This is a genomic window from Polyangium jinanense (assembly GCF_028435265.1).
Taxonomy (GTDB): domain Bacteria; phylum Myxococcota_A; class Polyangia; order Polyangiales; family Polyangiaceae; genus Polyangium; species Polyangium jinanense.
In genome coordinates this window covers 120,197-132,566 of sequence record NZ_JAGTJK010000002.1, presented here as the reverse complement: position 1 = coordinate 132,566, position 12,370 = coordinate 120,197, and the positions used below count along the sequence as shown (strand labels likewise).

The window sequence follows — 12,370 nt, the reverse complement described above, 5'->3', positions numbered from 1 at the left end:
GGGTTTTTCTCGCCCCGCGTCAAGATTCTTCCAGAGGTGACCCCGCGCTTCAGGGACCGGCGTCGCTGCCGCCGCCCGTCCGCCGCAGGCCGCAGAGGGCCCACTGCTCGATGAGGGCGTAGTCGGCGTCCGACAGACCACTCGGCGGCGGCATCGGCGCGCCGCCGCCCGGCGTGCCCTGGAGGTTGCAGAGGATCCAGGAGCGCGAGGGGTCTTCCTCGTTGATGTACGGATACCCCTGCGCACCTGCGTAGCCCTTGAGCTCGTCGTAGAACGCGTCGGAGCTGTCGGCCGAGAGGAAGATGCCACGCGCGCCCGGCGCCGCGCCGTGGCAGCCGCCGATCGTGCAGCCCGCCGAGGGGCCGCGGAGGATCTCGTAGACCTCGGCCCAGCTCGGGGCCGTGGTGCATGCCGAGGGGTCGAGGATCGTGAGCTCGGGGCAGCCGGTTTCGCGGACCTTGGGGCCTCCGGGCGGGCCGTAGGGGCAGGCGTCGTCCTTGTCGTTGACGATGGACTGCTCGGTGCACGCCTGATCACCGACGCTGATTTGACAGCCTGCAAACGCGGCGAGCGCGAGGACGGCGATCGAGGCGAGGGCGGCGCGGAGGGTGTGGCGCGACCGGACCCTGGGCGAGGTTCTCGCGGTCATGGGCCCGCATGGTGCCCTTGGTTCGTCACAAAGTCGACTGGGTGGGTTTGGGCTGAGGTAAGCTCGCGCCGTGCGCGCGGTTCGCCCCCGATCGTGATCGTGCGATCGAGGCCCGAAGCCGCAGTTTCCGAGCGCAAAGAGCGCCGTCTTAGCAAAACCAGGAGACCTGAATGAGCTCGAGATCGTCGATTGTCCGCACCCTCAGCGCGCTCGTCATGGGCGCGGCCCTCTCGCTCACCCTCGCCGCGTGCGGCGGCGGCGCCGCGTCGGGTGGCGGTGCAGAGACCGGAGGCGCCGAGGGCGACCTCGTCGGGAAGCCGGCGCCCGAGTTCACCGCCGAGGCGGTCACCGGCGAGGGCCCGAAGAGCGTGAAGGAAGCCTCCGGCAAGGTGACCATCATCGACTTCTGGGCGACGTACTGCGGACCGTGCAAGAAGTCGTTCCCGAAGTACCAGGAGCTCGTCGATCAGTTCGGCGGCGACCTCAGCGTCATCGCGGTGAGCGTCGACGAGGAGGACACGGACAAGGCCAAGCTCGAGGAGTTCGTCAAGGCGACGGGCGTGAAGTTCTCGATCGTCTGGGACAAGAACAAGAGCGCCGCGAAGGCCTACAGCCCGCCCAAGATGCCGACCGCGTTCATCGTCGACAAGACGGGCACGATCCGCCACATGCACGCCGGCTACGGCGAGGGCGAAGAAGAGAAGATCGCCGAGGAGATCAAGGCGCTGATCGGTCAGTGACCGCGGCGCGGGCCTCCGCGATGCGATCGAGCAGCTCGGCCCACGCGCGTGGGCCGGGCAGCACCAAGTCCGCTTCGACGTTCGGCGTCGGCCGCTCCGCCGAGGCCACGTAAATCCCCGCCCCATCATGCTGCCGCGCGAGGGCGATCGCGCCCTCGTCGGTGGTGTCGTCTCCGGCGTAGATCAGGAACGTCTTCTGGGAAAATTCCCAGAGAAGCTGATTCAGCGCGTCCTCCTTCGAGGCCGCCGGGTCACGCGCCTCGACCACCTGCCGACCCTCCATCACCGCGAGCCCCTCGGCCGCGGCGATCTCGCGAAACGCGGCGAGCACCTCCGCCGCAGCGTCGCGAAACGCTGGCTCGACCTCGCGCACGTGCAGGGCCGCGCCCCTCACCTTGCGCTCCGCGCGCATCCCGGGCACACGCGCGGCCATGGCCTCGGCGCGACGCGCGACGCGATCGATGACCTCGTGTGACATCACGCCGTGCACCGATCGGATGACGCTGCCGTCGGGCTCCTCGATGAAGGCCCCGTGCTCGGCGATGCGGTAGATCCGTCCGAGCATGGCCGTCCGCGCGCGCAGGCTCTCCATGTCGCGCCCCGAGACGACGGCCACGTCCACGGCGGGCATGGACGCGAGCTTGGACAGCGCGGCGAACGCGTCGTTCCTTCCGCGCGCGTTGTCCGGCTCGCGCACGATGTCGGCGATCGTGCCGTCGAAGTCCGTCGCGACGAGCAACGACGGGGCGCGCGACGCCCGCGCGATCAGCACATCCTCATCCATGGCCCGAGCCTCCCCCGAAGGCACGCCGAGCGCAAACGAGCGAGCGTGGTGGTAGCGTTCGCGCATGAGGGGTCCCGTGAAACACGCGCGTCTCGCCGCGGCCTCGATCGTGGTCGCGGCCACGACCAGGATGCTCTCCGGCTGCGGGGAAGACGCACCCGCGGGTGCAGGCGGCGCGGGCGGCGCGGCGACGACCGTGTCGTCCTCGTCGTCGTCTTCGGCGTCGGTCGGTCCGACGACGGGCGCGGGAGGCGCGTTGCCCGAGGTCTTCACCGTGACGGGCGTGGTGACGGACGGCGCTTCGCCCCTCGCCGGCGCGATCGTGATGCAAGGCGGCGGCGCGCCCGCGCTCGTGACGGGCGACGATGGTGCGTTTTCGATCGAGCTCTCCGCGTCGATCCCGGGCGCGCCCACGGTGGTCGCGGCGAAGGTGGGCTACCGGAGCGCCGGGATCGAGCTCGACGCGCTTCCCGAGGGGCCGCTCGAGCTCGTACTGCACGAGGTGGCGCCGCCCGACAATGCGGACGGCTACAAGTTCGGACCGCCGGGCGTGGGGGACGAGAACCTCGACGCGACGACGGCGGTTTGCGGGCACTGTCACACGACGCTCGTGGCGCAATTTCAGCAATCGGCGCACGCGAAGGCGACGCGCGACCCGCTCGTGCAGGATCTTTATGCGGGGACTTCGCGCGCGCACGCGGACGCGGCGTCGTGCGCGGCAGCGGGCGGGGAATGGCGGACGGGGCGGGTGCCGGGCACGATGATGGAGGCCGGGCCGCGTTGTTATCTCGGCGGCGGGGTCTTGCCGGATCTCAATGGGTGCGGCGCGAAGGGCGCGCTCGCCTGCGATGATCCGGCGCTACCGGCGGCGGAAAAACCCACGTCGTTCGGCGCGTGCGCCGATTGCCACGCGGCGGGGCTCGATGGAAAGGCGGGCGGGCGGGATTTGCTGGAGGCGACGGGCATCGCGTTCGAGAATGGAAACCATTGCGACACGTGCCACAAGGTGCGGGACATCGATCTGACGAAACCGCCGGGAACGGCGGGACGGCTGCTCATGCAGCGGCCGAGCGAGAAGGTGTCCGACGAGCCCCTCGGAAAACTCCGCCAGGTGATGTTCGGCCCGCTGCCCGACGTGCCGAACGAGTTCATGGGCGGGAGTTATCAGCCGAAATTCTCCGAGGCGACGTTCTGCGCGGGCTGCCACGAGCAAACGCAGCCGGCCTTGCTCCCGGGCCAGACGGTCGATCCGGCGCGTTTTCCCGGTGGCCTGCCCGTGCATTCGACGTTCGCGGAGTGGTCGGCGAGCCCGTGGGCCGAAGTCGGCGCTCCTTGCCAGCATTGCCACATGCCGCCGAACGAGGGGCTCTGGAACACGCTGGACAAGACGACCCCGAAGAACGGAGGCATCACGTTCGGATTCGTGCGGCCGCCGGAGCAGATTCGATCCCACGCATTTCGAGGCCCGCTCACGGGGACGCCGCGTCTTTTGGATCTGGCGCTCGGAATGTGGATGACGGCGAAGACGGCGGCAGGCGTGGTCGACGTGGCAGTGACGCTGTCGAACCAGGGATGCGGGCACGCATTGCCGACGGGCGAGCCGATGCGATCACTCGTGCTCGTGGTCCGTGCCGAGGCCTGCGGCGAGCTGCTCGTGGCGAGCGCGGGGCCGACGGTGCCGGACGTGGGCGGCGCGTGGGCGGAGGGGGTGATCGGGCAAGGCGTGGCGGTCACGGGGACGCAATGGTCCTGGCCGGAGGGCGCGGCCCACGCGAAGCCGGGGCAGGTTTTGCGGGTGGTGCGGGAGACGGGGAACTGGCTGGACTATCCGGGCGTCGGCATCTTTGCGGATCCGGCGCTCTCCCCGGCGGAAAAGGGAATTCCGATCCGGGTGCCGGTCGCCGAATGGAAGATCGTATCCGCGGCGAACGGCCAAATCGTGACGGAGGGCGTGGCGGAGGTGATGCCGGGGGATCGGGTCTTCCTCGGGGATGCGCTCGCGGCCGAGGTGATGGACGGATCGGGCGCGGCGGCGCTCGCGGGCGCGGCGGGGCAAGCATTCGCGCGGGTGCTCGTGGACGCGGAGGGAAACCGGTTCGTCCCGCATTATCGCGCGGTGGACATGGTGAGCGACAATCGCCTGCCGCCGTTCACGCCTGTCACAAGTCAGCATTCGTTCGTGCTGCCGGCGGGTTGTCCGAGCGTAACGGTGACAGCGACGGCGCTGTATCGGCCGGTGCCGGTGGGGATGGCAAAAGAGCGAGGCTGGGAGGCGCTGGATTGGGTGGCGGCGACGCGGAAGGAGAGCGTCAGCGCGAACTAGGAGAAGCCCCCGCGCCCTTCTCCACGGGAAAGGCCTGCATTCGCGGCCCGCCGCCGACCTTCGCGTCGGCCCCCCACATCACGATGACGCCGTCCCGACGCACCGCCCACGTGCGCCTCGGGGAGAGGTCGAGCGCCACGGCGTCCTCGACCTCGTCGATCCGGACGGGCAATGGGTGACCCTCGCGGACGTCGTCCGGCATCACGCAACCTGGGACGCGCTTGTACACGGGCTGCACGCTCTCCCCGGCGCGCCGCGCATTCCATTGAAGCCGCGCGCATGCGTCGTCGGGTCGTCGCACAGGCACATTTGGATCGACCACCTCGACGAGCGAGCTCCGTTTCGGGGACGGCTCGCACGGGGGATGCTCTTCCGCCCACTTCCGCGCCTCCTGGGTCGCCTTTTCGTCGACGGGGCAAACCGCGACCTTCGCAGTCGCCTTCTTGCCCGCCTCGCCCGTCTCTCTGTCTTTCGAGCGGCCCCAGCACCACACGTCGCCCTGCTCGTCGATCGCGCAGGCGTGCTCGCCGGACGTGGCGACATCCACCACGCGCGGCAATCCGACCACCCGCACGGGCATGTCGCGCCTCTCGCGCGTGCCGTCGCCGAGCTGGCCGAAATCGTTCCGACCCCAGCACCACACGCTCGCGTCGTCGCGCACCAGGCACCCGACGAGGCTGTTGGATCCGAAGTCCGCCATCGACCCCCGGACCACCCGATCGAGCAGCACCTGGTTTTCCGGGCGTCCGGGGCCTCCGAGGACGAATCGACCATCCTCGAGCAGCGCGGCCCGGCCCTGTGCGTACATCGTCCGGATGCGGCCGTACGCCTCGAGCTCCCCGTAAATCGCCTTCATGTCCCGCGGACAACGCACCTGGCCGTCGCCCGTCACGCAGGCGAGGCCATAATCACGGCTGACGACCTCGGCGAGACGCGTCCCGCCCTTCGCCTCGAACCCGACTCCCCCCTCGGTGAAGTCGTTGTAAGGCCTCTCGGGGCCGATGTGCGCGTCGAAGCTGCGAAGCGCCACGCGGCCATCCCGGAAAAGGAGCACGACGTCCTCGCGGCGACACAGGTAATCGAGCACGGGCTCCGAGGACGTCCAGCTCGCCTGCAGGATCACCTGATCCCCCCCGCGCCCGACCGACGCCACCGCCACCCGCCCGTCCGCGAGGCGCAAGCAGCGGTGGCCCGACAGGACGCGCGGCGACTCCCGATACCCCGCGGAGATGTTCGGCGGCGGCCCCAGAACCGCGGGGCCGGCGCCCACGTCCTTGCCCGCCCCACAAGCCGCGGAGAGCAAGGCAAACGTGGCCGCACCCGTGACTCGTAAAAACGCTCGTCGTGCTCTCGTCATGGGCTTCGGGCGAGGAGGCTACCACACCTGACTTCCGCGCCGAAAACAGGAAGAGCCCGCCATCCGGCAGGCTCTTCGGGGACCTCCTCTGCATTTCCACTCGCCTTCATGACTCGCCGATATTTACCTCCGCGAAGAGCTCACCGCCCCATCGCCAGAAGGCCACGGTGCGGCTGAATAGCAGGACCACTTCGAGGCCCAGACCGCTGTCGAATTCGACGCGCCAGCGACCGGGGTCGACTTCGAGGATGCGCACGCAGGTCAGGGGTGCAATCGATGGGCCACAGAACCCCGGCGTGGCGCGCGGATTCCCACGTCCCTCACATGCAATTCATCCGTCCCAGGCGAAGGACCAGCTTCCCGATGCGCGGCCCTTGCACGGGCATTGCGCAGGCCTCTGGCACCGCGCGCGGACGATCCCGCCATTCGACCTCATTGCAAGACGAGCGCCCGGGTCACGACGCGCCGAACGGCCTCCGTCACCCCGAGACGGCCGAGATCGTCCACACGCGCGAGGATCGCCTCGCTCGCGTCATCCCCCGCCTGTAGGTCGCCCCCCGTCCGGAGACAGGCATAATCGAGAATCACGTAATGGTAGGGAGGATCGACGACCTCGACAACCTCGACGAGCGGACCGACCTTTACGATGAGCCCCGACTCCTCCAGGACCTCCCGAGCGACCGCGACCTCCAGCCGCTCGCCCGGTTCGACACGTCCTCCCGGAAGCGACCACGTCCCCGCCATCGGCGGGTGCGCGCGGCGGACGAGCAGGATGCGCGGTTCGTCCTCCCCACGATCGATCACAGCCGCCCCGACAGCGAGACGGGGCGCGCCCTCGACGAATCTCGAAGGCGCGCCTGGGACCTTCACTTCGTCTCCCCTGCCCCGCACCGCGCACCGCCCGGCGTACGCAGGACGAGCTCGTACTCGCCGAGCGAGAGCTCGCGCGGAATGACGACGGGCCCATTGTACCCGCCCCGATCGTCGGTGGAGAGCGAGCCGACGACGATGCCCTCGGGCGCGTTCGTGCTGCGCAGAAGCACATCCACGCGCACGTTCGGGCAAGCGCTGCCGCCGCTCTTCACCTCGCCGCGCAGGATCACCGGCAAACCTCGACGCACGTCACGGCCGACCTCGCCCACCGTGATCTCCGCGGGCGGCGCATTCGGATCGACGGGCTCCGAGGCGCTCGGCGCGGGCTCGGGCGGCGTCGTGCTGGACGAGGTCGTCGCGCTCGGCGAAGGCGCGCTGCCGTTCGTGCCGCCGTTCTGCGCGTTGCCGCTCTGGCCGCCGCTGTTGCTGTTCCGTGCACGGTCGGCCATCTCTTGCCCGGAGTCCTGGTTCTCCGGCCACGCATACGGATCGGCGGGCGGCTGGTGCGCGGGACGATCGTCCTGCTGCGACTCCATGTTCAGCGCGGCGCCGCCGAGGTCGATGCGATGCCAGAGATTCCCATCGAACGCCTCGACCCACGCGTGCGCCTCGTTGACGACCATGCGCGCGGGCAGGCCGATGTTGAGGGCCGTGACGAGGAACGCGAACGAGCGATGCCGGCAGACGCCTTTTCGCGTGAGCGCGAGGTCGAGGTAGATGTCCTCGCGGCCGCGCGGCGGATCGTCGGAGGGCTCGAACGAGCGGAAGTAGCCGACCATCTTTTCGAGCACGTCGCGCGGGCGCATCGCGCGCGAGATGCCGATCGCGTCGGCGACCTGGGCGAAGGCCGTGCGGTGCGTGGTGGGCTGCGGCGGAACGAGACGCTCGAGCTCGGACCAGCCGATGTCGGCGAACGCGCTGCCGAACGTGGCGCGCGGGATGCCGAGCTGGACCACGAGGCGCACCTCTTTGCGATCGTGTCCGCGGACGAACCAGTTGTCGGCGCCGTCGCGAAGAACCTCGATGCGCGTCTCGGGGTTCGAGCTCAGCCGGAGCAGGCGCGTGCCGGGCCCGACGTTCGGGATGCGTACGGGCTGGTCGGGGACGAGACCGACGGAGAAGTCGCCGTAAAACGTCTCCTCGCCGGGCGCGAGCGTGCCGCCGATGGGCACGGGGCGGAGGGTCTTGTCGCGGACGGCGAGGGTGTAGTCGTCAAGGACGGCGTCGAACGCGCGCAGGCGCTTGAAGGGCGCGGTGGAGGGCGTGAAGGGATCTTCGTAGTTCTCGACGTTGGGGCGGCGCGTGTCCCGGTCGGGCTCGTAGGTGGACTCGGGGGTGTCGTCGGTGGTGGAGCCGCCGTAGAGGTTGCGCGCGTCGGGCGGCCTGCGCGGATCGGGCGCGGTGGCGATGCCGCTCGGCGTCTGCACGGCGGCGGGCAAGTCACCGTCGATGGTCGTGGTGTTGAACGAGAGGTTCTCCTGCGGATCGGGCGGGAGAAACTCGTGCAGGATCGTGCTCTGCGCGTCGACCGTGCCCGAGAGGGCGATCGTCGCGGCGAGAACGAAGGGCACGAACGGAAGGCGCGCGAGGGCGCGGCGCAGTCGCGAGCGGGCGGGAAGCGGTGAAGGAGCCACGCGCATGACGTTCCGCTAGTGAACCACGACGGGCGCGGAAGTTCCACGCGAGGCGCGTGTGATCGCGTCAGGGAGAGGAAAAGAGGACGACGAGCGAGGCGATCTTCCAGACGCCTCCTACGCGACGGTACTTTTCCTCGTAGCTGCCGAAATACGTGCGTTGCGCGGCGTCCTTCGGTTCGCGCGGGACGTTGTGCACGAAGAACGCCCACGTTCCCTCCGCGGTGTCGCCGTCGACCGAGAGGATGGGGGTCATCGCGTAGTGGGCGGCCCAGCGCGAGCCCGCGGGTAGGACCTCGGCGAAGGCGCGGACGAGGCCGTCCTTGCCGGAGAACTTGCCGAAGGGGCCGTAGTCCGCCGTGGCGTCGTCGGTGAACAGCTCGACGAGAGCGCGGGCGTTGTCGACGCTCGGCGTGATGAGGCAACGGTCGGCAAGGACGACGTACCGAGCCTTGAGCGTGCGGAGTGCTTCGAGCGCTTCGAGCCGATCGATGCGCGAGGGAAGATCGTTCATCGCGGGTCCTCCTGTCGTGCGGGACACCGCGGAGCGTATCAGAGCGAACTACGTCGAGTGCCTACCGCCGACCGCGATGGGACGGATGCGGCCGCTCGCGATGGTGGTGGTGCGGCAGGGACGTCGAGGGCGCAGCGCCGCGGAATCGTTCGAGCGCGGCCGTTGGCTCGCCGCGGGCCGTGAGGTCGGCGAAGGCGACCTCGAGGGCTGCCTGGAAGAGCTCGGTGCGGGCGAAGCGACCTGCGCGGCCGGTGGAGAGGCGCGGCATGACGCCGATGATGCGGCGGATGCCGTCGGCGTACCTGCGCGAGAGCGCGAGCCGCTCGATGAGCGGGTCGAGGAAATCGGCCACGGCGGCGCCACGGTCACGCGCGCCGTCGCACGCTTCCTTGAGCGGTTCGAGCAGCAGCAAGGTCCAGAGGACGGTGTCGTCGAGCGGACCCGACTCCGTGGTGCGACGATCGATGTACTCGAGCAAGCGCCACTGCCGCGCGCCCGGGCCGTCCTCGCGCTCCTCGTCGTAGAGCAGCGAGGAGAGCTCGGGCAGGAGCACGTCGAGCACGCCCGTCTCCCACGCGAGGTAGATCGTCCGGCGCGCCTGACCGCCGCGGAGCAACCGCAGGATCTCCTCCGAGAGGCGCGGGCGCGCCGCGAGCGCGAGGGCCTCGCGGCAGAAGACGATCGCGTCGTAGACGTCGGGCGTGATCGCGAAGCCGAGCCTGCCTGCGAACTTGAGCGCGCGCAGGATGCGCACCGGATCTTCGCGGAAGCGCGTCTCGGGGTCGCCGATCGTGTGCACCACGCGGCGCTCGACGTCGGCCATGCCGCCTACCCAGTCGAGGATTTGACGCGCATCGATGTCGTAGAACAGCGCGTTCATGGTGAAGTCGCGCCGCATGGCGTCTTCGCTGGCGACGCCGAACGCGTTGTCGCTGCGGATGAGCAGCTCCGTCGACTCGTCCGCGTCGTCCTTGGGGTTGCGACGGAACGTGGCGACCTCGATGACCTTGCCGCCCTGGAAGAGCACGTGCACGAGGCGGAAGCGACGGCCGATGATGCGGGAGTTGCGGAAGAGCTCGCGCACCTCCTCGGGCCGCGCGCTCGTCGCGACGTCGAAGTCCTTGGGGCTCCGATCGAGCAGGAGGTCACGGACGCAGCCGCCGACGAGGTACGCCTCGTGGCCGTGCCGCGTCAGGCGCCGGAGCACCTTCTGCACGTCCGGGTCGATGCGCGCTTCGTCGAAGGAAACGTCGTAACGACGCGCAGGTTCGGACGGCGGGAGCGGCGCCGGGCCGACGGTGTAGCTCGGCTCGATGTCGGCCTCGGCGAAATCAGGGAGGGGATTCAGAGGAGAGGGGGTCGTTCGCCCCATGGCTTCCATGCGGCTCGTGGGAGTGTTGCTCGGCTCGTCCGAGCGCTTTGCACGGCCTGGGCCGCCCTTCGAGAGGATTCAGGGCGTCTAGCAGGGGACGGCCCCGGGGGCAAACGTCCAGCGCAGGATAGTGTAAAATCTTACCGCAAAGCCCGTCCCTCGGGGGTGTCGCGCAGGGCCTCGGCCATGGCGGCGGCCGAGCCGTAGCGGCGTCCCGGGTCTTTTTCGAGCGAGCGGACGACGACGGCTTCGAGCGCGGTGGAGGCTTCGAGCGCGGCGTTCACCGCGCGGAGCTGCGGCGGTCGCTCCGTCGCGTGTTTCTCGGCGACGACCGCGGGCGGCCCTGTGAAGGGCGGACGACCCGCGAGCATCTCGAAGAGCACGACGCCGAGCGCGTAGATGTCGGCGGTCGGCTGCGCGAGCTCGCCCGCGGCTTGCTCCGACGGCATGTACTCGGGCGTGCCCACGGCCCCGCGTCGCGTGGTGAGGCGGAACGACTCCTTCGACGCTTGGGGCTTCGGGTCGCCGTCGGCGCCCTGCGCCCCAAACCCCGGGCCGCCCGGATCGCCATCGATCCAGGCGAAGCCGAAGTCGAGCAGCTTGACGAGCTCGCGGCCGTCCGGCGCGTGCACGAGGAAGATGTTCTCCGGTTTGACGTCGCGATGCACGACGCCCGACGTGTGCGCGGCGGCGAGGGCGAAGGCGGTATCGAGGGCGATGCGTGTGGCGCGGATGGGAGAGAGAGTGCCCGCGTAGGAGAGCGTGTCGGCGAGGTCGAGGCCGACGAGGAGCTCGGCGACGAAGTAGGGCAAGTCGCTCGGCAAGGTGCCGAAGTCGTGAATCTGGAGGACGCGTGGATCGGAGATGCGTGTCGCGGCGGCGACCTCGCGGTGGAAGCGCGCGCGGAGCATGTCGTTCGACTGGTGCTCGGGGCGGAGCACCTTCACCGTGACGCGAGGACCGTTGCGCGCGCCGCGCACGAGTCCTTCGGCGACGTAGACGTGACCCACGCCGCCGCTGCCGAGGTACTGGACGACGCGGAAGCGCTTGTCGATGACGGCTCCGATGAGCGCATCGGACGTGGCGGAGCTCTCGCGGTGCATCGGCAATCCATCCTACCGCACGATCGCCGACACGCGCACGGGTTCACGCGGCAAGCGAGACCAGTCGAGCGTCTCGGCGAGGGCTTCGAGCGGCGCGTCGGTGTCGCCGAGGTCGTGTCCGTACGCGTGGGCGATGGCGCGCACGAGCGCGCGCGGGTCGCTTCCCGCGGCGCGGTGATCACGGAGCGCCATGAGCTTGTCGCGCTTGGCGAGGCGGCTGCCGTCGTCGGCGACGAGCAAGGGGACGTGCGCGAAGGTGGGCGGTGTTCCGCGAAGGAGTGTTCCGAGGAGGATCTGGCGCGCGGAGGAGCTCGCCAGGTCGCCGCCGCGCACGACGTCGGTGATCTGCATGTGGAGGTCGTCGACGACGACGGCGAGCTGATACGCGAAGACGCCGTCGCCCCGACGAAGGACGAAGTCGCCCGTCACCACGCCGACGTGCTCGGTGTACGTGCCGAGCACGCGGTCGTGGACGGTGATGATCGCGCGGTCGTCGTCGGGCACGGCGAGGCGAACGGCGGGCGGGCGACGGAAGTCACGCTTCCGCATGCCGAAGGGCCTGCACGTGCCGGGATACCGCGGGCCTTCCTCGCCGGCGTGCGGCGCGCTGGCGACGCGGGCAATCTCGGCGCGGGAGCAGTCGCAGTAGTAGACGAGTCCACGCGCGGCGAGGTCGTCGAGGGCGGCTTCGTAGAGGGCGAGGCGCTCGGATTGGACGTAGGGCGCGAAGGGGCCGCGCAGAGGAGATTCGTCCCAGCGCAGACCCAACCACGCGAGGTCGTCGAGGATGGCCTCGGCCGCGCCGGGGACGACGCGCGGACGGTCGATGTCTTCCATGCGGAGGACGAGGGTGCCGCCTGCTTGCTGGGCGGCGGCGGCGCAGAAGATCGCAGCGGCGGCGCTGCCAAGGTGGAGCGCGCCGGTGGGGGATGGGGCGAATCGGCCGCGGTAGGCGGGCATGGTGGGACGAGAGGGACTGAACCACCCGCGAGGCGGGTCGTCGAGGGGTCGAAATGGTTTC

At 70.0% G+C, this 12,370-nt stretch carries 12 protein-coding genes; 2 read left to right on the top strand and 10 right to left on the bottom strand.

Translation table 11 applies throughout. From position 1 onward, the window contains the following. Window positions 1–49 precede the first annotated feature (49 nt). The gene (locus KEG38_RS04855; RefSeq protein ID WP_272417839.1) at window positions 50–649 is read right to left on the bottom strand and encodes a hypothetical protein; all 600 of its coding nucleotides are present in this window, start codon (window positions 647–649) and stop codon (window positions 50–52) included. A 170-nt stretch (window positions 650–819) separates the two neighbouring features. Here KEG38_RS04855 and KEG38_RS04850 point away from each other — a divergent pair, with 170 nt between their 5' ends. Beyond that, window positions 820–1,389, top strand: coding sequence for a TlpA family protein disulfide reductase (locus KEG38_RS04850; protein WP_272417838.1), 570 nt, complete (start codon window positions 820–822; stop codon window positions 1,387–1,389). Here the strand turns inward: KEG38_RS04850 and otsB are convergent. Continuing rightward, a complete protein-coding gene (gene otsB, locus KEG38_RS04845) occupies window positions 1,367–2,173 on the bottom strand; it encodes a trehalose-phosphatase (protein WP_272417837.1) in 807 nt (268 codons plus the stop codon). The genes KEG38_RS04850 and otsB overlap by 23 nt on opposite strands. A 64-nt stretch (window positions 2,174–2,237) precedes the next feature. Here otsB and KEG38_RS04840 point away from each other — a divergent pair, with 64 nt between their 5' ends. Continuing rightward, complete coding sequence (locus tag KEG38_RS04840; protein ID WP_272417836.1) at window positions 2,238–4,496, top strand: carboxypeptidase-like regulatory domain-containing protein; 2,259 nt, start codon at window positions 2,238–2,240, stop codon at window positions 4,494–4,496. On the opposite strand, the gene KEG38_RS04835 is transcribed toward KEG38_RS04840, so the two are convergent. From KEG38_RS04835 to gluQRS, 8 genes are all read right to left on the bottom strand, one after another. Next, window positions 4,483–5,853 (bottom strand): RCC1 domain-containing protein, encoded by a 1,371-nt coding sequence (locus KEG38_RS04835; RefSeq protein WP_272417835.1) that lies wholly within the window; start codon window positions 5,851–5,853, stop codon window positions 4,483–4,485. The genes KEG38_RS04840 and KEG38_RS04835 overlap by 14 nt on opposite strands. A gap of 106 nt (window positions 5,854–5,959) precedes the next feature. Beyond that, window positions 5,960–6,109 (bottom strand): hypothetical protein, encoded by a 150-nt coding sequence (locus tag KEG38_RS04830; protein WP_153823572.1) that lies wholly within the window; start codon window positions 6,107–6,109, stop codon window positions 5,960–5,962. A 176-nt stretch (window positions 6,110–6,285) separates the two neighbouring features. Continuing rightward, window positions 6,286–6,723 (bottom strand): NUDIX hydrolase, encoded by a 438-nt coding sequence (locus tag KEG38_RS04825; RefSeq protein ID WP_272417834.1) that lies wholly within the window; start codon window positions 6,721–6,723, stop codon window positions 6,286–6,288. Beyond that, window positions 6,720–8,366 (bottom strand): transglutaminase domain-containing protein, encoded by a 1,647-nt coding sequence (locus KEG38_RS04820; RefSeq protein WP_272417833.1) that lies wholly within the window; start codon window positions 8,364–8,366, stop codon window positions 6,720–6,722. The genes KEG38_RS04825 and KEG38_RS04820 overlap by 4 nt, the downstream gene beginning before the upstream one ends. Window positions 8,367–8,427: 61 nt before the next feature. Continuing rightward, window positions 8,428–8,874 (bottom strand): nuclear transport factor 2 family protein, encoded by a 447-nt coding sequence (locus KEG38_RS04815; RefSeq protein ID WP_272417832.1) that lies wholly within the window; start codon window positions 8,872–8,874, stop codon window positions 8,428–8,430. A 61-nt stretch (window positions 8,875–8,935) separates the two neighbouring features. Beyond that, on the bottom strand, window positions 8,936–10,246 hold the full coding sequence (pcnB, locus tag KEG38_RS04810; RefSeq protein ID WP_272417831.1) for a polynucleotide adenylyltransferase PcnB: 1,311 nt from the start codon (window positions 10,244–10,246) through the stop codon (window positions 8,936–8,938). Window positions 10,247–10,386: 140 nt separating this feature from the next. Further along, a complete protein-coding gene (locus tag KEG38_RS04805) occupies window positions 10,387–11,349 on the bottom strand; it encodes a serine/threonine-protein kinase (protein WP_272417830.1) in 963 nt (320 codons plus the stop codon). A 12-nt stretch (window positions 11,350–11,361) separates the two neighbouring features. Then, window positions 11,362–12,309, bottom strand: a complete 948-nt coding sequence (gene gluQRS / locus KEG38_RS04800) for a tRNA glutamyl-Q(34) synthetase GluQRS (protein ID WP_272417829.1) — start codon at window positions 12,307–12,309, stop codon at window positions 11,362–11,364. Window positions 12,310–12,370: the final 61 nt, after the last annotated feature.

Coding starts and splice junctions, on each gene's coding strand:
- KEG38_RS04820 (WP_272417833.1), bottom strand. CDS start 8,366: ATGCGCGTGGCTCCTTCACCGCTTCCCGCCCGCTCGCGACTGCGCCGC.
- KEG38_RS04840 (WP_272417836.1), top strand. CDS start 2,238: ATGAGGGGTCCCGTGAAACACGCGCGTCTCGCCGCGGCCTCGATCGTG.
- KEG38_RS04855 (WP_272417839.1), bottom strand. CDS start 649: ATGACCGCGAGAACCTCGCCCAGGGTCCGGTCGCGCCACACCCTCCGC.
- KEG38_RS04850 (WP_272417838.1), top strand. CDS start 820: ATGAGCTCGAGATCGTCGATTGTCCGCACCCTCAGCGCGCTCGTCATG.
- otsB (WP_272417837.1), bottom strand. CDS start 2,173: ATGGATGAGGATGTGCTGATCGCGCGGGCGTCGCGCGCCCCGTCGTTG.
- gluQRS (WP_272417829.1), bottom strand. CDS start 12,309: ATGCCCGCCTACCGCGGCCGATTCGCCCCATCCCCCACCGGCGCGCTC.
- KEG38_RS04805 (WP_272417830.1), bottom strand. CDS start 11,349: ATGCACCGCGAGAGCTCCGCCACGTCCGATGCGCTCATCGGAGCCGTC.
- pcnB (WP_272417831.1), bottom strand. CDS start 10,246: ATGGGGCGAACGACCCCCTCTCCTCTGAATCCCCTCCCTGATTTCGCC.
- KEG38_RS04835 (WP_272417835.1), bottom strand. CDS start 5,853: ATGACGAGAGCACGACGAGCGTTTTTACGAGTCACGGGTGCGGCCACG.
- KEG38_RS04815 (WP_272417832.1), bottom strand. CDS start 8,874: ATGAACGATCTTCCCTCGCGCATCGATCGGCTCGAAGCGCTCGAAGCA.